Origin of the sequence: Mycobacterium sp. 852002-51163_SCH5372311 (assembly GCF_001667115.1) — a bacterium.
GTDB lineage: Bacteria > Actinomycetota > Actinomycetes > Mycobacteriales > Mycobacteriaceae > Mycobacterium.
In genome coordinates this window covers 1-17,329 of sequence record NZ_LZIJ01000199.1, presented here as the reverse complement: position 1 = coordinate 17,329, position 17,329 = coordinate 1, and the positions used below count along the sequence as shown (strand labels likewise).

Here is a 17,329-nt window from a genome sequence, read left to right as displayed (position 1 = left end):
TTGGCGGTTGAAACCAGCGACGGCCTGACCCCGACTCCGCGCCTGCGATGTGTCACCGACTGCCATGCCGACGGGGAATAGTGCACGGTGGTTTCTTCGAAGCCATCGACCCGCGAAACCGTAAGTACGCCAGTCTCTTGGTTAATGGTGAGTTCGTCCCCGTCGGCATGGCAGTCGGTGACACATCGCAGGCGCGGAGTCGGGGTCAGGCCGTCGCTGGTTTCAACCGCCAAGTAAGTGGCGCGCCGCCCGCAAACTTTGTGGGCACTGCGGTCACGGCTACGCCGGGCGCATTGAGCCGTCGGGGCAGCTGACGGACGGTTCTCGAGTGGCGGGCCAGAGTAAGCCGGTCTAAGTTCCAGAGCAGTCTGGAATTTCATGGTCGCTCCGTGCAGGTTCGGTGCTTCCTTGACGGCCGCACCGAGAAGGGGAGGCAATATGCTGCAAGAGTTCTGGCAGAACTTCACGCATAATTTGTTCAAGCCGCTCTTGCTTTTCTTCTACTTCGGCTTCTTGATCCCAGTCCTCAAAGTTCGCTTCGAATTTCCGTATGTGATCTATCAGGGCTTGACCATGTACCTGCTGCTGGCCATCGGCTGGCATGGCGGCGAAGAGCTGGCCAGGGTCAAGCCGGCCGACATCGACAACATCGCCGGATTCGTGGTCCTGGGCTTCGTGTTGAACTTCCTGATCGGCGGTTTGGCCTATTTCCTGTTGAGCCGGTTGAGCACCATGCGCCGAGTCGACAAGGCCACGGTCGCCGGCTATTACGGGTCGGACTCGGCCGGCACCTTCGCCACCTGCGTCGCCGTGCTCACCAGCGTGGGCATCGCGTTCAACGCCTACATGCCAGTCATGTTGGCGGTCATGGAGATTCCGGGTTGTCTGGTGGCGTTATATCTGGTCGCGCGTCTGCGGCATCGAGGATTGGACGAGGCGGGCTACATGCCGGATGAGCCCGGTTACACCCGGCCGGTCAAGGTGGCGGTGGGGCCGGGGACGGCCACCCGGCCCGCAAATGGCGAGAGCCTCGAAAGCCAGGAGAGCGCAATCGACCTCGAGCGGGAGTTGGCGCTGGACGAGATGGAGCAGCCGGAGCGGCAGTCCGTCAAAACCGGTAAGAAGCCGCGGATCTTCTCCCGCGAGCTGTTCCAGGAAGTCTTCCTCAATCCTGGGCTGGTCCTGCTCCTCGGCGGCATCATCATCGGCCTGATCAGTGGGCTGCAGGGCGAGAAGGTCATTCACGACGACGACAACTTCTTCGTGCTGGCGTTCCAGGGCGTGCTTTGTCTTTTCCTGCTCGAGATGGGCATGACGGCTTCGCGCAAGCTGAAGGACTTGCGGTCGGCGGGCCTGGGTTTCATCTTCTTCGGTGTGCTGGCGCCCAATCTTTTTGCGACGATTGGGATCGTCGTCGCTCACAGCTACGCCTATCTCACCCACACGCCGTTCAAGCCGGGGACCTACGTGTTGTTCGCCGTGCTGTGCGGGGCTGCGTCCTACATCGCCGTGCCCGCCGTCCAGCGCCTGGCCATCCCGGAGGCCAGTCCCACACTGCCGCTCGCCGCGTCGCTGGGTCTGACGTTCTCGTACAACGTCACGATCGGAATCCCGCTCTACATAGAGATTTCCCGCCTGGTCGGGCACTGGTTCCCCATGACCTGAAGCCGGGCACGGTTATCCGAGCAGCGTGCGTACCACCCCGTCGGCCAGGAGCCGTCCCCGCGGCGTGAGGACCAGCCGGTCGCCCTCCGGTACCAACAACCCGTCGGCGCATAGCGTGGCGGCGCGTCGGCGTTCGTCCGCGCCGAGTGCCGCCAACGGAAGCCCTTGGCCCAGACGGGTTTTCAGCATCACGTCCTCGGTGTGCAGCGCCTCCGCCCCGAGCTGTTCGAAGCCGGCGACCGGCAGCATCGCATCGGCGAGTGCTCCCGCATAGCTGTTGGGGTGCTTGACATTCCACCAGCGCGTCGTACCGACGAAACCGTGCGCGCCCGGTCCTGCCCCCCACCACTGTCCGCCGTCCCAGTAACCGACGTTGTGCCGGCACTGTCCGCCCGGCCGCGACCAGTTCGAAACTTCGTACCAGGCGAAGCCGGCGGCAGCTAGCCGTTCGTCCACCAACTCGTAGCGATGCGCCAGCACGTCGTCGTCGGGAGCGGCCAGCTCACCGCTGCGGACCCGGCGGGCCAGCGCGGTGCCCTGCTCGACGATCAGCGAATACGCGGACACATGGTCGACACCGGTTTCGACCGCGGCGTCGACAGAGCGCAGTAGATCGTCGTCGCACTCCCCTGGGGTGCCGTAGATCAGGTCGAGGCTGACGTGTTCGAAGCCGGCGGCCATCGCTTCGCGGGCCGCGGCCGCCGCGCGGCCGGGCGAGTGCACGCGGTCGAGGGTGGCCAGCACCCGCGGTGCGACGGACTGCATGCCGAGGGAGACCCGCGTGTAGCCGGCCGCACGGATCGCCGCGAAGAACTCCGGCCAGGTCGACTCGGGGTTGGCCTCGGTGGTGACCTCGGCGTTCGCGGCCAGCGTGAAGTGCTCGCGCACCATGTCGAGCAGCCTGCTCAGGCGCTCTCCACCCAGCAACGACGGCGTCCCGCCGCCGACGAACACGGTGTCAACCGTCGGCCCTTGCAACCGGGCGGCCGCCAGTTCAAGCTCCTTGCGCAACGCCTGCAGCCAGGTGTCCGGGTTGACCCCGCCCAGCTCCGCCGGGGTGTAGGTGTTGAAATCGCAATAGCCGCAACGAGTTATGCAGAACGGCACGTGGACATAGATGCCAAACGGTGCCCCTCGACTCGGCTGCATGCCGGGCAGGTCAACCGGCGCCTCGCGAAGGGTCATGCCAAATCATGCCATGGCAGCCGACTTCCCAGCCGATTCCCCGGTTTGTTTACCTTTCCACCCAGACTTACCCGTTAATTTTAATCACTGTGAGCGCAAATTTGACCTGGTTACGATCTTCGTCGCCATCCATGGCAGAATGGCACCGTGACCGCCGCGAACCCCAGCTTGCGTATCGCCTTGGTGGCGCGGCGGCATATCGATCTCAAGCGCGTCTGCAGCTGTTGCTGTCTCCCTTGATGTCGTAGACCCAGCCCACCTGTACGACCAGCTGGCCGCCGGATCTGCGCCTCCCACTCAGAACCGGTGAGGTGCGCCGTCACGCCCGCGAATGTTCGCGAAGGAGAACTCCCGTATGACTACAGCCCGTCCCGCCGGGGCACGAAATAAGGCCCGCGATGAGGGCCAGTGGGCGCTGGGAAGTCGTGATCCGCTCAACGCCAACGAGGAGATGAAGAAGGCGGGTGCGCCGCTCGAGGTGCGGGACCGCATTTTGAACAGCTACGCCAAGAACGGGTTCGACAGCATCGAGAAATCCGACCTGCGTGGGCGCTTTCGCTGGTGGGGCCTCTACACGCAGCGTGAACAGGGTTACGACGGCTCGTTTACCGGCGACGAGAACGCCGACCTGCTTGAAGCCAGGTACTTCATGCTGCGGGTGCGCTGCGACGGCGGCGCGCTCTCGGCCGCCGCGCTGCGGACGGTAGGCCAGATCTCGACGGAGTTCGCGCGCGATACGGCCGACATCTCCGACCGGCAGAACGTGCAGCTGCACTGGGTCGAGGTGGAAAACGTCCCGGAAATCTGGCGGCGGCTGGACGAAGTCGGACTGCAGACCGCCGAGGCGTGCGGCGACTGCCCCCGCGTGGTGCTGGGCTCGCCGCTGGCCGGTGAATCGCTCGACGAGGTGCTGGACCCGACCTGGGCGCTCCAGGAGATCGTCCGCCGCTACATCGGTAAGCCCGATTTCGCCGACCTGCCACGCAAGTACAAGACCGCCATCTCCGGTCTGCAGGATGTCGCGCACGAGATCAACGACATCGCTTTCATCGGCGTCAACCACCCCGAACACGGCCCCGGTCTGGACCTGTGGGTGGGAGGCGGACTGTCGACCAACCCGATGCTGGCCCAGCGGGTCGGCGCCTGGATCCCACTGGACGAGGTGCCCGAAGTGTGGGCTGCGGTGACCTCGGTGTTCCGCGACTACGGCTACCGGCGGCTGCGGTCCAAGGCGCGGCTGAAGTTCCTGATCAAGGACTGGGGTATAGAAAAATTTCGTGAAGTTCTCGAACAGGAGTACCTGAAGCGTCCGCTGATCGACGGACCGGCCCCCGAGCCGGTCAAGCATCCGATCGACCACGTCGGCGTGCAACGGCTGAAGAACGGGCTCAACGCCGTCGGGGTGGCCCCGATCGCCGGGCGAGTGTCCGGCACCATTCTGTCGGCGGTCGCCGACCTGGCCGAGCGGGCCGGGTCGGACCGGATCCGGTTCACCCCGTACCAGAAGCTGGTCGTCCTCGACATACCCGACGACAAGCTCGACGAGACCATCGCCGGCCTGGAGAAGCTTGGCCTACAGTCGCGGCCGTCGCACTGGCGCCGGAACCTGATGGCGTGCACCGGAATTGAGTTCTGCAAGCTCTCGTTCGCCGAAACCCGGGGCCGCGCACAGGTTTTGGCACCCGAGTTGGAACGGCGCCTGGAGGACATCAACACCACGCTCGACGTGCCGATCACCGTCAACATCAACGGGTGCCCGAACTCGTGTGCCCGAATTCAGGTGGCCGACATCGGGTTCAAGGGTCAGATGGTCGACGACGGCGAGGGCGGCTCCGTCGAGGGATTTCAGGTGCATCTGGGCGGAAGCCTGGGCCTGGACAGCGGTTTCGGCCGAAAGCTGCGTCAGCACAAAGTGACCAGCGACGAGCTGGGCGATTACATCGATCGCGTAGTCCGCAACTTTCTCAAGCACCGCGATGAAGGCGAGCGCTTCGCACAGTGGGCAATTCGCGCTGACGAGGACGACCTGCGATGAGCGGCGAAACGGCGAGGCCCACCGAGACGGAGCTGCGGGAGCTGGCTGCGCGCGGCGCGGCAGAACTCGAAGGTGCCAACGCCGCCGAACTGCTGCGCTGGACCGAGGAGAACTTCGGCGGCATCAACGGGCCCCGCGGGTGGGCCACGTGCAACTACGTTGTGGCGTCGAACATGCAGGACGCCGTGCTGGTGGATCTGGCCGCCAGGGTGCGGCCCGGCGTGCCGGTGTTGTTCCTGGACACCGGTTATCACTTCGTCGAGACCATCGGCACCCGCGATGCGATCGAATCCGTTTACGACATACGGGTGCTGAACATCACTCCCGAGCACACCGTCGCGGAGCAGGACGAGCTGCTGGGCAAGAACCTGTTCGCCCGTGAACCCAACGAATGCTGCCGGCTGCGCAAGGTGGTCCCGTTGACCAAGGCGCTGCGTGGCTATTCGGCTTGGGTGACCGGACTACGCCGCGTCGAGGCGCCGACGCGCGCCAACGCACCCCTGATCGGCTTCGACGAGGCATTCAAGTTGGTGAAGATCAACCCGCTGGCCGCCTGGACCGATCAGGACATGCAGGATTACATCGACGAGAACGACGTACTGGTCAATCCGCTTGTCTACGAAGGCTATCCGTCGATCGGCTGCGCTCCCTGCACGGCGAAGCCGGCCGAGGGCGCCGATCCGCGCAGCGGACGCTGGCAGGGTATGGCCAAGACCGAATGTGGGTTGCACGCGTCGTGACGACCCTGGTTCTGACCGCGCACGGAAGTGCGGACCCGCGCTCGGCGGCCAACGCACACGCCGTCGCGGACCGGGTGGCGTGGCTGCGGCCGGGTCTGGATGTGCGGCTGGCGTTTCTGGAGCACAGTTCGCCCGGCCTCGTCGATGCGCTTTGTTCAGTCGATGGACCGGCAGTGATCACTCCGCTGCTGTTGGCAAACGCCTATCACGCCCGCGTCGACATCCCGCGCCAGATCGCAGGCTGCGATCCGACGTTCGAAGTCCGGCATGCCATTTGGCAAGCACAAGTGCTGGGCGAGGACGACCGGCTCATAGCGGTGCTGCGACAGCGAGTGGACGAATTAGGCGTTTCTCGCTTCGACGAGGAGCTGGGGGTGCTGCTGGTGGCGATCGGCACATCCGACCTCGCGGTGAACGCGCGGACTGCGCGGGTAGCGCCGAAGCTGCTGAAGGGCACCGGTTGGGCCGGTGCGACGACCGCGTTCGCCACTCGGGAGGAACGTTCGCTGACCGAGGGGTTGGGTAGGTTGCGCCGACAGGGTGCGCGGCGGGTGGTCATCGCACCGTGGTTCCTTGCGCCGGGGCGAGTGCCTGATCGCGTTCAGCGCTTCGCGGAGGACGCCGGCATCGCCATTTCCGCACCGCTGGGCGCGCACCGGCTGGTAGCCGAAACGGTGCTCGACCGTTTTGACCAGGCGCTCAGCGCGCGAGCGGAGCGCATAGCGGCCTGAGCGGCCGGAGGGCAGTTGCGCCCCGTCCGTCACATTCTTCGCACCAATCACGGGAAAGCTCGGGTGTGTCGGTTCAGAGAAGTGATAGCGCCGGCGCTAGCGTTTTCCGGAAACGACTGCTGGCGGCCGCGCCGACCCTGAAGTGACACCTGTGACTATGGGCGTAAAGCCTCAGAGATGTGGCGGTCACGCAGACGTCAACGTCGTCTCGTCCTCGTCGGCATCGCTAGCGACCGGGCTCTCGTCGGCGATCGGCGGCACGCGGGTGGCCCGCACGTAGACGGTGTCGCCGTCGCGCAACGCCAGCGCTTCGGCGTCGCCGCGGGTGATCTGCGCGGTGAACGGGCTCCCACTGGCGGCGTTGGTCAACTCCACGCGCACTTCGAAGCCCAGGGCCACCACCCGCTCTACGGTGGCCCGTACGATTCCGATCGCATCCGCGCTGCCGTCGCCACCGGCGATCGCCATGTCGGGCCGCCGGCCCACCCGGATGTCGTGCGGGCGCACCAGAACGCCGTTGAGCGCTGACACCGCACCCAAAAACGACATCACGAACGCATTGGCCGGCGCGTCGTAGACCTCGGTCGGAGTGCCCACCTGCTCGATCCGGCCCCTGTTCAAGACGGCGATCCGGTCCGCGACATCCAGCGCCTCGGCCTGGTCGTGCGTGACCAGCACGGTGGTGACATGCACCTCGTCGTGCAGCCGGCGCAGCCAACTGCGAAGATCCTCACGAACTTTGGCGTCCAGCGCCCCGAACGGCTCGTCGAGCAGCAGCACTTGCGGGTCGACCGCCAGCGCCCGGGCCAACGCCATCCGCTGGCGCTGGCCACCGGAAAGCTGATTGGGGTAGCGCGTGTGAAAGCCGCTGAGCCCCACCACTTCCAGCAGATGATCGACCTTCTGCTTGATCTCGGCCTTGGGCCGCTTGCGGATCTTCAGGCCGTACGCCACATTGTCGCGCACGGTCAGGTGCTTGAACGCCGCATAGTGCTGGAAAACGAAACCGATCCCGCGCCGCTGCGGCGGCACCCCGGTCACGTCGCGCCCGTTGATCGTGATGGTGCCGCTGTCCGGCTGATCCAGGCCCGCGATCGCACGCAACAACGTCGACTTGCCCGAACCACTCGGTCCCAGCAGCGCGGTCAACGAACCCGCAGGAACCACGAAGTCGACGTGGTCCAGGGCGATGAAATCGCCGTAGTGCTTGTAGGCGTCGCGCACGATGATGGCTTGGCCACCCGTCGTCGCAGGGTGGCTCCCGATTTCGGTCATCTGCGAATCTCCTTGTCAGGCCTGTCTGGCCGCACGTGCCCGGCGTGCGTCGAGAACGACTTGGACGATCAGGACCACCACCGACACAGCCATCAGCAGCGTCGAGAGCGCGTAGGCGCCGTACTCCGCTCCGCGGCTGTAGCGGTCCGAAACCAGCAGTGTCAGCGTCTGCGACGTCCCGGGAAGGTTGGACGACACCATGATGACCGCGCCGTATTCGCCGAGGGTTCGCGCGACGGTCAGCACGATGCCGTACGTCAGTCCCCACCGGATGGACGGCAGCGTGATGCGCCAAAAGGTTTGCCACCAGCCGGAACCCAGCGTGGCCGCGGCCTCCTCCTGATCCGTTCCCAGTTCGTGAAGGACCGGTTCGACTTCGCGTACCACGAACGGCAGCGTGACGAAGACGCTGGCCAGCACGATGCCGGGCAGGCCGAAGATGATCTTGAACCCCAGGTCCTTCTCCACAAAGCCCAACGCACCGGCTGATCCCCACAGCACGATCAGCGCGACGCCCACGATGACGGGCGAGACCGCGAACGGCAGATCGATGATCGCCTGCAGAACGCCCTTGCCCCGAAACCTGTTGCGCGCGAGCACCAACGCCGTCGGAATCCCGAAGATCACGTTCAGCGGCACGACGATCGCCACGACAAGGAGTGACAAGTTGAGCGCGGACACGGCGGCCGGGGTGCTGACCCAGTCGTAGAACTGAGCAAACCCCGGCTGGAAAGTACGCCATAGGATCACGGCCACCGGAACCGCCAGCAGCACAAGGATGTACGCCAGCGCAATGATGCGGATGAGGTAGCGAACCCGCGGTGACAACTTCACCCGACCACCGCCTCACGCCGGGCGGCACGCGCGCCGATGACACGCAGGATGAACAGGACAATGAAGGAGATCGAAAGCAGGACAATAGATATCGCAGCGGCACCGGTGCGGTCGTCGTTTTCGATCAAGGTGCGGATCCATTGCGACGAGACCTCGGTCTTGCCCGGCACGGCGCCACCGATTAGGACCACCGAGCCGAATTCGCCGATCGCGCGCGAGAATGCCAGCCCCGCCCCTGATAACAGGGCCGGCGTCAGCGACGGCAGCACGACGGAGGTGAAAATCTTGAGGTTGTCGGCACCCAACGAGGCCGCTGCCTCCTCCGTCTCCCGATCGATCTCCAGCAGCACCGGCTGAACGGCGCGCACCACGAACGGCAGCGTGACGAATGCCAGCGCCACGCCCACGCCCCATGCGGTGTGTTGCAGGTGAAGCCCCACCGGGCTGTTGCTTCCGTACAGCGCCAGCATGACCAGGCTCGCCACGATGGTGGGCAGCGCGAAAGGGAGGTCGATGATCACGTCGACCAACCGCTTGCCAAAGAAGTTGTCGCGCACCAGCACCCAGGCGATCAGCAAGCCGAAAAAGGAGTTGAGCAACGTGACCGCCGCCGAAATCGTCAGCGTCACCTGGAACGACTCCACCGCGGCATGCGAAGTGACCGCCAGCCAGAACGCCTGCCAGCCGCCACCCGCGGCCTGCCAGACGATGGCGGCCAGCGGCAGCAGCACGATCACCGAAAGCCACAACGTCGCCACCCCGACCCGAAGTGACGTGGTGCGCGGTGAACGGGTATCCGGGGATCCGGTCGGGGGGTCGGCGCTGAGCTCTGGCCGGACCGCTTCGGGGTCCGGGATCACCGCGGCCGTCATCCGGTGGCCTGCATATAGATCTTGGTGATGCTGCCGGAGGTTTTGTCGAACAGCTGGGGATCCACGGTGTCCCAGCCACCCAGGTCGGCGATGGTCCAGAGTTTCACCGGCACCGGGAACTGGTCCCGGAATTCCGCGGCGACCGCTGGGTCGACGGGCCGAAAACCGGCCTGAGCCCACAACTTCTGCGCCGGGCCGGTGTACTGGAAGTTCTTGAACGCGATCGCGGACTTCAGGTGCGGGCTGGTGGTCACCACCGCAAGCGGATTTTCGATCTTGAAGGTCTGCGACGGGTTGACGTGTTCGATCCGCTTACCTTGCCGCTCAGTGGCGATGGCCTCGTTCTCGTAGCTGATCAAGACATCTCCGCTGCCCTGGACGAAAACGTCGGTGGCTTCCCGTCCCGATCCGGGACGCAGTTTGACGTGTTCGCGCACCAACTTGTTCACAAAGTCAATCCCTGCCTGGCTGTTTCGGCCGCCTTCGCTTTTAACCGCATACGGAGCAAGCAGATTCCACTTCGCCGATCCCGAACTCAGCGGACTCGGCGTGATGACCTCCACACCGGGCCGCAGCAGATCATCCCAGTCTTTGATGTTCTTCGGATTACCCGCGCGTACCACCAATGTCACCACCGAGCCGAACGGGATGCCCCCGGTGACGTCGGTGTTCCAGTCCTTGGCAACCTTTCCGGCCTTGATCAATCTGGTGACGTCTGGTTCGACGGAGAAGTTCACCAGGTCGGCCGGCTTGCCGTCGACGACACCTCGGGACTGGTCGCCGGAGGCGCCGTAGGAGGTGATCACCTGCACGCCTTTGCCCTCTTCGGAGGCGTTGAACGCGGGGATGACCTTGCTCCATCCGGGTTCCGGAGCCGAATAGGCGACCAAGGTGATGCTGGTGTTCGCGCCCGCCGGCCCGCCGCCCCCGACGACGTCGCTGGCCCCGCCGGTGCATGCCGCGACGACACCGACGATCAGCGCGAGCACGACGGCGAACCCAGAAGTGCGCCGCGGGCGCGGTGGACTTCCGATGTTGAACGTCAGCGGCATTGACGACCTTCCAGTGCGGGACCTTCGAACGACTGTCCCCGTTGCTACGGAAGGCGCCTGGATCTGCTGAAAGAATTCATGAAGTCCATGCCGTACCGTGCACGGGCAATTCGGTCAGCGACAACAGTGCAGGTCGCACACGGCGCGAACCCGCTCGGCGGCGCTTCGCCGGCCGAGCGCGCAAGCATGGCGGCGCAGGGCGGCCGGTGCTACGTGCATGGCCGGAAGCCTAACAGAATTCGCTGGTCGCCTATTTCTTGTCGGCGGCTCAGTGCGTCAGCAACCACGCGACGACCACCAGCACCACCAGCGTGACGAGAACCAACGTCACGTGTGACCGAGGCATCCTCACTATCCAAGCGCCTCGTCGGCGTGGCGGGCCCGCCGCATCAACTGAATCCCCCTGCCCAGCAGCCGGTCCAGCACCGCCGCAAGGAGGTAGGCCAGCAGCAGCACGACGGGCATGACGAGGATGGCCTGCAGCACGAAGGCGAGCCCGGAAAGCCACAGCTCGATCCCGTCCCACCAACTCAGGAACCCGTTCACCGGCCTCACCCTAATCCTGCTGGTACCCCGGCACCAGGACGCCTGCGCTGGCGACGATCCAGTGGGGTACCCCCAGCCGCGCAGCGGCGAGGGGGACGAAGCGATGAGGTGGGGGTACCTCCCGCTTGCGGGGGAGAGCGGCGCCAGTCGGCGGTGTGCCAAGATCGGCGAATGCCGTCCGGTGGCCGCGCGACCTGTCTGATCGCCGGCGGCGGACCGGCGGGCATGATGCTTGGCCTGCTACTGGCCCGCGCCGGAGTAAAAGTCACCGTGATGGAAAAGCACGCGGATTTTCTCCGCGATTTTCGCGGCGACACCGTGCACGCCAACACGTTGCGCCTACTCGACGAACTCGGTTTGGGCGCGCAGTTCGCACAGATTCCACACCGTCTGTCCGAGCACGCGCCTGAGTACGCCAGGCGCGTCGGGTCGCCGCCCTAACTAATGGCAAACGATGGACGCCGGGCAGGTCGGCAGATGATGATGTCGGAATGGTCCTGCAAGCCCAACCCGCCGACCAGCCTGCCGACCCAGGGGCACATTCGGTCGAGGTCAACGAGGTCAACGAGGTCCAAGCGTTCGAGGCGGCCCCTGCCCCGGCCGTCGACTTGAGCTTGCCCACGCCCTACACCTCGAGTTCGACACTGCGCAACCCGTTTCCGCCGATCGCCGATTACGCCTTTCTCTCGGACTGGGAGACCACCTGCCTGATATCGCCGGCCGGTTCCGTGGAGTGGCTGTGCGTGCCCCGCCCGGACTCGCCGAGTGTGTTCGGCGCCATTCTGGACCGCAGCGCCGGTCATTTCCGGTTGGGCCCCTACGGTGTCTCGGTGCCGTCGGCGCGGCGCTACCTGCCCGGCAGCCTGATCATGGAAACCACCTGGCAGACCCATACCGGGTGGCTGATCGTGCGCGACGCGCTGGTGATGGGCAAGTGGCACGACATCGACCGGCGATCGAGGACGCATCGTCGCACCCCGATGGACTGGGACGCCGAGCACATCCTGCTGCGCACGGTGCGCTGCGTCAGCGGCACCGTCGAGCTGATGATGAGCTGCGAACCGGCATTCGACTACCACCGCATCGGCGCCGTCTGGGAGTACTCGGCAAATGCTTACGGCGAGGCCGTCGCCCGTGCCGGCAGGCAGCCCGACGACCACCCGACGCTGCGGCTGACGACCAACCTGCGCATCGGCCTGGAAGGGCGGGAAGCGCGCGCCCGCACCCGGATGAAAGAGGGCGACGACATCTTCGTCGCGCTGAGCTGGACCAAGCATCCACCGCCGCAGACCTACGAAGAGGCCGCCGACAAGATGTGGCAGACCACCGAGTGCTGGCGGCAATGGATCAACATCGGCAACTTCCCCGATCATCCGTGGCGGGCCTACCTGCAGCGCAGCGCACTCACCCTGAAGGGGCTGACGTACTCGCCCACCGGCGCGCTGCTGGCGGCCAGCACCACTTCGCTTCCGGAAACGCCGCGCGGAGAACGCAATTGGGATTACCGCTACGCGTGGATTCGCGATTCGACCTTCGCGCTGTGGGGGCTCTACACGCTGGGACTGGACCGCGAGGCCGACGACTTCTTCGCGTTCATCGCCGACGTGTCCGGCGCCAACAACGGCGAACGCCACCCGCTGCAGGTGATGTACGGCGTCGGTGGCGAGCGCAGCCTGGTGGAAGAGGAACTGCATCATCTGTCCGGCTACGACCACGCACGCCCGGTGCGGATCGGCAACGGCGCCTACAACCAGGACCAGCACGACATCTGGGGCTCGGTCCTGGACTCCTTCTACCTGCACGCCAAGTCGCGCGAACAAGTCCCGGAGACGCTGTGGCCGGTGCTGAAGAAGCAGGTCGAGGAGGCGATCAAGCACTGGCGCGAGCCCGACCGCGGAATCTGGGAGGTGCGCGGAGAGCCGCAGCACTTCACCTCGTCGAAGGTGATGTGCTGGGTGGCGCTGGACCGAGGCGCGAAGCTGGCAGAGCGCCAGGGCGAAGTCAGCTATGCCCTGCAATGGCGCAAGATTGCCGAGGAGATCAAAGCCGACATCCTCGAGCACGGGGTGGATTCCCGCGGTGTGTTGACCCAGCGCTACGGCGACGACGCGCTGGACGCCTCGCTGCTGCTGGTGGTGCTGACGCGGTTCCTGCCGCCCGACGACCCACGGGTGCGCAACACGGTGCTGGCCATCGCCGACGAACTCACCGAGGAAGGCCTGGTGCTCAGATACCGGGTCGAGGAGACCGACGACGGGCTGTCGGGCGAGGAAGGCACGTTTACCATCTGCTCGTTCTGGCTGGTGTCGGCGCTGGTCGAGATCGGTGAGGTGACGCGCGCCAAGCGGCTGTGCGAGCGGCTGCTGGCCTATGCCAGCCCGCTGCACCTCTATGCCGAGGAGATCGAGCCACGAACGGGCCGTCATCTGGGCAACTTTCCGCAGGCGTTCACCCACCTGGCGTTGATCAACGCGGTCGTCCACGTGATCCGGGCGGAAGAGGAAGCCGACAGCTCGGGCACCTTCCAGCCCGCCAACGCGCCCGTATAGCCCAGCCGGGCTCAGCTCAACGCGCTCACCTTGTCCACCAGATGTGCGCGATGTCGACGACACTGGTGGTGACATCTGCCGACCCCCCGTCGGACGGATAAGTGTTGCCAGAGAACCGGGTTCTGATCATCTCCCGCATGAGACCACGTGCGGCAATCAAGCGAGGTGGACGACAAGCGCGGGGTGGACCAGCAACGCGACCCCGAGAAGTACGAGCATCGCTGCCGTCACACCCCTGAGCCGATCGCCCCACGCGGAACTCTTCTCCAGCCAGATGAGCACCGCGAACGCCACCATCGGCGCCAACTGCATTGTGCCGAAAGCGAGGAGCAGCGCCATCAGCATCCAACAGGAGCCCAGACAAAACGTGCCGTAGCGACCGCCGGCAAGGAATGCCGCAGCCGGACGGTCGGGTTGCCCGCTTGGGCGCGGGGACATCGACATCCGGCAGTCTCGCATGAACATCGTCTTCAGCGGCGTGAGCTGATACAGCCCGGCAGCCACAGCGACGGCACCGGCCAGCCGTCCCGCCCACGGATATGTCTGTGCCACTGAGTGATTGAGACCGCTCCACGCCAGAAACGCGGGAATGCCCGCAGCGCTCCACAAGGCAAGGTATCCGGCGACGAAGATGAGCACCGAGACAGCGTTGCCGGCGCCCGTGCGGGCGTAGCGGCGCACGACGGGCAGGATCGCCGGAAGCATCATCGCTGCCAACATGGCCACCCAGGCGACGAGGAACGCCGTTAAGGGCATCGGCGACACGCTTTTCATGGATCCATCCATGGACATCTCCATGGACATGCCGTCGTTGTGCATATCGCCGGCGGTGACCGCTGACCACCACCAGCCCAGACCCGCCACGGTCAGCAGGACAGCGGGGAACCACACATCGGTTCGCGACCACCCGCGCACTGCACTGTTGCCCAATATGCCGCCCTTCCGTTGACCAAATCTTAAGGCCGGTCATCGCTATTTCTTGCCTTTGTCCCCTGCTGCGTCGGTGGACAGTGCGGCGACGAAGGCTTCCTGCGGCACCTCGACGCGTCCGATGGTCTTCATCCGCTTCTTGCCTTCCTTCTGCTTTTCCAGAAGCTTGCGTTTGCGGGTGATGTCACCGCCATAGCATTTCGACAGCACGTCTTTGCGGATCGCCCGAATATTCTCGCGCGCAATGATTTTCGACCCGATAGCCGCCTGCACCGGCACCTCGAACTGCTGACGCGGGATCAGCTCCTTGAGCTTGGTGGTCATCTTGTTGCCGTAGGCGAACGCCGAATCCTTGTGCACGATCGCGCTGAACGCGTCGACGGCCTCGCCCTGCAGCAGGATGTCGACCTTGACCAGTTGGGCCCCCTGCTCGCCGGCTTCTTCATAGTCGAGACTGGCGTAGCCGCGGGTGCGCGATTTCAGCGAGTCGAAGAAGTCGAAGATGATCTCGCCGAGCGGCATGGTGTAGCGCAGTTCGACCCGTTCCGGCGACAGGTAATCCATGCCGCCGAGTTCGCCGCGTCGGGACTGACAGAGTTCCATGATGGTGCCGATGAATTCGCTGGGCGCGATGATCGTGGTCTTCACGACGGGCTCGTAGACCGTGCGGATCTTGCCCTCCGGCCAGTCCGACGGGTTGGTCACCGTGATCTCCGTGGCGTCCTCTTTTACGACGCGATAGACCACGTTCGGCGAGGTCGAAATCAGGTCCAGGTCGAACTCGCGCTCCAGCCGCTCGCGGGTGATCTCCATGTGCAGCAGGCCGAGGAAGCCGCAGCGGAACCCGAAGCCGAGCGCCACCGAGGTTTCCGGCTCGTAGGTCAGGGCAGCGTCATTGAGCTGCAGCTTGTCCAGGGCGTCGCGCAGGTTGGGGTAGTCGGAGCCGTCGACGGGATACAGCCCCGAATAAACCATCGGCTTGGGTTCGCGGTAGCCGGTCAGCGCCTCCTTGGCGCCGTGGCGGGCGGTCGTCACCGTATCTCCCACCTTGGACTGCCGGACGTCTTTGACACCGGTGATCAGATAGCCCACCTCCCCGACGCCGAGGCCCTCGCTCGGCTTGGGCTCGGGCGAGACGATGCCGACCTCGAGCAGTTCGTGGGTGGCGCCGGTGGACATCATGGCGATGCGCTCGCGGGGGCTGATCTTGCCGTCCACCACGCGGACGTAGGTCACCACGCCGCGGTAGATGTCGTAGACGGAGTCGAAGATCATCGCACGCGTGGGTGCGTCGGCGTCGCCCTGCGGGGGCGGTACCTCGCGTACCACGTGGTCAAGCAGGTCGGCCACGCCCTCGCCGGTTTTACCGGACACGCGCAGCACGTCGGCGGGCTCACAGCCGATGATGTGGGCGATTTCACCGGCGTAACGGTCCGGGTCGGCGGCGGGCAGGTCGATCTTGTTGAGCACCGGGATGATGTGCAGGTCGCGGTCCAGTGCGAGATAGAGGTTGGCCAGGGTCTGCGCCTCGATGCCCTGCGCCGCGTCGACCAGTAGCACCGCTCCCTCGCAGGCCTCCAGCGCCCGCGACACCTCGTAGGTGAAGTCGACGTGGCCGGGGGTATCGATCAAGTGCAGAACGTACTCGGTTTCGTCAACGCGCCAGGGCAGCCGCACATTCTGCGCCTTGATGGTGATCCCGCGCTCGCGCTCGATGTCCATCCGGTCCAGGTACTGGGCACGCATCGACCGCTCGTCGACCACACCGGTCAACTGCAGCATCCGGTCGGCCAGCGTGGACTTGCCGTGGTCGATATGAGCGATGATGCAGAAGTTCCGAATCTGCGCCGGCGCGGTGAAGGTCTTGTCGGCGAAACTGCTGATGGGAATCTCCTGGGCTGACGATGCGTACGGCCTGTTTAGCCTATCTGGGGCACGGCGGCATCCGACCGCTCACGTCTATGCTGCGAATATGTCGTCCGCTCGCAAGTCTCAGTGGAAGACGTTGCAGCAGTTCGCCGAGAACCTGGTGTCCAACAGGGCTCCCAAGCTCGCCCGTCAATTGCAGACCTCGCAGGCCGTCCTGCGGGAGCTCCAGCAAGTCGTCAAGGTCACCGTCAACGTCATCTCCGCCGTCACACCGCAGCCGCAGACCGAAATCACTGCGGGGCGGCCGGTGAGCAAAACCAGCTTTCCCACCGCGCAGCGGGCCCGCAAACTGGTGTACGCGCCCAACTTGGACGGTCGGGCCGATCCCGGCGAGATCGTCTGGACGTGGGTGGTCTACGAGGAGGATCCGACCCGCGGCAAAGACCGGCCTGTGCTCGTCGTGGGCCGTGACCGCCGCGTCCTGCTGGGGCTGATGGTGTCCAGTCAGGAACGCCACGACAGCGACCGGAACTGGGTCGGGATCGGCAGCGGCAACTGGGATTACGAGGGCAGGGAGAGCTGGGTCCGGCTGGACCGGGTGCTCGACGTGCCCGAGGAGAGTATCCGCCGGGAGGGCGCCATTTTGGACCGCGAGGTGTTCGACGTCGTCGCCGCGCGGCTGCGCGCGGACTATTCCTGGCGCTGACGGGGCTGCCCGTTGGGTTTCTGCCACACCCGTCACTTCGGTCTCTGCGCTGGACGCTTGTCTTTTAGTCCAGCTACGCGCGACAAGCGCGGGCTGCCGCCACTACTGTCGCACCGGCTCGCGTAGAGGCACCGGACGCCATTGCACGCCTTCTGCTTTGGCTGTGAATCGTGGGCTTTGCGCGTGAATCCTGGGCTTTCGGTGTGAGCTTACGGCGTCGATCCGGCCGATTTTTCCGCCCAGGATTCACAGCCAAAGCCATAGATTCACAGCCAACGCCATAGATTCACGGCCAACACCGTCAGTTCACAGCCAAAACCGTCAGTTCACGCTGAACCGG

The 17,329-nt window shown here is 65.2% G+C and carries 15 protein-coding genes and 4 pseudogenes; 10 read left to right on the top strand and 9 right to left on the bottom strand.

The annotated features are described in order from the left end of the window. Positions 1-191: hypothetical protein (locus A5791_RS26255; protein ID WP_156661599.1), on the bottom strand; the 191-nt coding region annotated here is incomplete at its 3' end. On the opposite strand from A5791_RS26255, the pseudogene A5791_RS27400 reads away from it, so the two are divergent. Both A5791_RS27400 and A5791_RS24770 read left to right on the top strand, forming a co-directional pair. Further along, positions 157-237, top strand: a pseudogene (locus A5791_RS27400) (hypothetical protein); the annotation flags it as partial. The gene A5791_RS26255 and the pseudogene A5791_RS27400 overlap by 35 nt on opposite strands. A gap of 201 nt (positions 238-438) precedes the next feature. Then, positions 439-1,665, top strand: coding sequence for a sodium-dependent bicarbonate transport family permease (locus A5791_RS24770; protein WP_067242761.1), 1,227 nt, complete (start codon positions 439-441; stop codon positions 1,663-1,665). A 12-nt stretch (positions 1,666-1,677) separates the two neighbouring features. Here the strand turns inward: A5791_RS24770 and hemW are convergent, their stop codons facing one another. Continuing rightward, positions 1,678-2,850: a radical SAM family heme chaperone HemW gene (hemW, locus tag A5791_RS24765; protein WP_067242759.1), complete on the bottom strand. Its 1,173-nt coding sequence runs from the start codon at positions 2,848-2,850 to the stop codon at positions 1,678-1,680. Between the two features lie 147 nt (positions 2,851-2,997). Here hemW and A5791_RS27815 point away from each other — a divergent pair, with 147 nt between their 5' ends. The 4 genes from A5791_RS27815 (at position 2,998) to A5791_RS24750 (ending at position 6,356) form a co-directional block, all read left to right on the top strand. Beyond that, positions 2,998-3,090 carry an Ms4527A family Cys-rich leader peptide gene (locus A5791_RS27815; RefSeq protein WP_369828137.1) on the top strand — a complete coding sequence of 31 codons (93 nt, stop codon included), beginning with the start codon at positions 2,998-3,000 and terminating at the stop codon, positions 3,088-3,090. Positions 3,091-3,205: 115 nt separating this feature from the next. Beyond that, positions 3,206-4,885 (top strand): nitrite/sulfite reductase, encoded by a 1,680-nt coding sequence (locus tag A5791_RS24760; RefSeq protein WP_067242765.1) that lies wholly within the window; start codon positions 3,206-3,208, stop codon positions 4,883-4,885. Beyond that, the gene (locus A5791_RS24755) at positions 4,882-5,625 is read left to right on the top strand and encodes a phosphoadenylyl-sulfate reductase (protein ID WP_067242757.1); all 744 of its coding nucleotides are present in this window, start codon (positions 4,882-4,884) and stop codon (positions 5,623-5,625) included. The genes A5791_RS24760 and A5791_RS24755 overlap by 4 nt, the downstream gene beginning before the upstream one ends. Beyond that, positions 5,622-6,356: a sirohydrochlorin chelatase gene (locus tag A5791_RS24750; protein WP_067242755.1), complete on the top strand. Its 735-nt coding sequence runs from the start codon at positions 5,622-5,624 to the stop codon at positions 6,354-6,356. Before A5791_RS24755 ends, A5791_RS24750 begins: the two co-directional genes overlap by 4 nt. Before the next feature lie 186 nt (positions 6,357-6,542). On the opposite strand, the gene A5791_RS24745 is transcribed toward A5791_RS24750, so the two are convergent. The 5 genes from A5791_RS24745 to A5791_RS24725 form a co-directional block, all read right to left on the bottom strand. Next, a complete protein-coding gene (locus tag A5791_RS24745; RefSeq protein ID WP_067242753.1) occupies positions 6,543-7,631 on the bottom strand; it encodes a sulfate/molybdate ABC transporter ATP-binding protein in 1,089 nt (362 codons plus the stop codon). A 15-nt stretch (positions 7,632-7,646) separates the two neighbouring features. Then, positions 7,647-8,465 carry a sulfate ABC transporter permease subunit CysW gene (cysW, locus tag A5791_RS24740; RefSeq protein ID WP_067242752.1) on the bottom strand — a complete coding sequence of 273 codons (819 nt, stop codon included), beginning with the start codon at positions 8,463-8,465 and terminating at the stop codon, positions 7,647-7,649. Beyond that, entirely contained in the window at positions 8,462-9,337 is an 876-nt protein-coding gene (cysT, locus tag A5791_RS24735; protein ID WP_067242750.1) for a sulfate ABC transporter permease subunit CysT, read from the bottom strand. Before cysT ends, cysW begins: the two co-directional genes overlap by 4 nt. Continuing rightward, positions 9,334-10,389, bottom strand: coding sequence for a sulfate ABC transporter substrate-binding protein (locus A5791_RS24730; RefSeq protein ID WP_067242748.1), 1,056 nt, complete (start codon positions 10,387-10,389; stop codon positions 9,334-9,336). Before A5791_RS24730 ends, cysT begins: the two co-directional genes overlap by 4 nt. Before the next feature lie 351 nt (positions 10,390-10,740). Beyond that, on the bottom strand, positions 10,741-10,944 hold the full coding sequence (locus tag A5791_RS24725; protein WP_156661596.1) for a hypothetical protein: 204 nt from the start codon (positions 10,942-10,944) through the stop codon (positions 10,741-10,743). A 33-nt stretch (positions 10,945-10,977) separates the two neighbouring features. Here A5791_RS24725 and A5791_RS27810 point away from each other — a divergent pair. From A5791_RS27810 to A5791_RS24715, 3 genes and pseudogenes are all read left to right on the top strand, one after another. Further along, a pseudogene (locus A5791_RS27810) lies at positions 10,978-11,086 on the top strand (hypothetical protein); the annotation flags it as partial. A 20-nt stretch (positions 11,087-11,106) separates the two neighbouring features. After that, positions 11,107-11,334 (top strand): annotated as a pseudogene (locus A5791_RS24720) (FAD-dependent monooxygenase); the annotation flags it as partial. Positions 11,335-11,426: 92 nt separating this feature from the next. Further along, complete coding sequence (locus A5791_RS24715) at positions 11,427-13,484, top strand: glycoside hydrolase family 15 protein (protein WP_067242742.1); 2,058 nt, start codon at positions 11,427-11,429, stop codon at positions 13,482-13,484. 156 nt (positions 13,485-13,640) lie between these two features. Here A5791_RS24715 and A5791_RS24710 read toward each other — a convergent pair whose 3' ends face one another. Both A5791_RS24710 and lepA read right to left on the bottom strand, forming a co-directional pair. Next, complete coding sequence (locus A5791_RS24710) at positions 13,641-14,414, bottom strand: DUF2182 domain-containing protein (RefSeq protein ID WP_082967124.1); 774 nt, start codon at positions 14,412-14,414, stop codon at positions 13,641-13,643. A gap of 42 nt (positions 14,415-14,456) precedes the next feature. Beyond that, positions 14,457-16,396, bottom strand: a pseudogene (gene lepA, locus A5791_RS24705) (translation elongation factor 4); the annotation flags it as partial. Here lepA and A5791_RS24700 point away from each other — a divergent pair. Further along, positions 16,387-16,989: a type II toxin-antitoxin system PemK/MazF family toxin gene (locus A5791_RS24700; protein WP_067242763.1), complete on the top strand. Its 603-nt coding sequence runs from the start codon at positions 16,387-16,389 to the stop codon at positions 16,987-16,989. The pseudogene lepA and the gene A5791_RS24700 sit on opposite strands and share 10 nt — an antisense overlap. Positions 16,990-17,329: the final 340 nt, after the last annotated feature.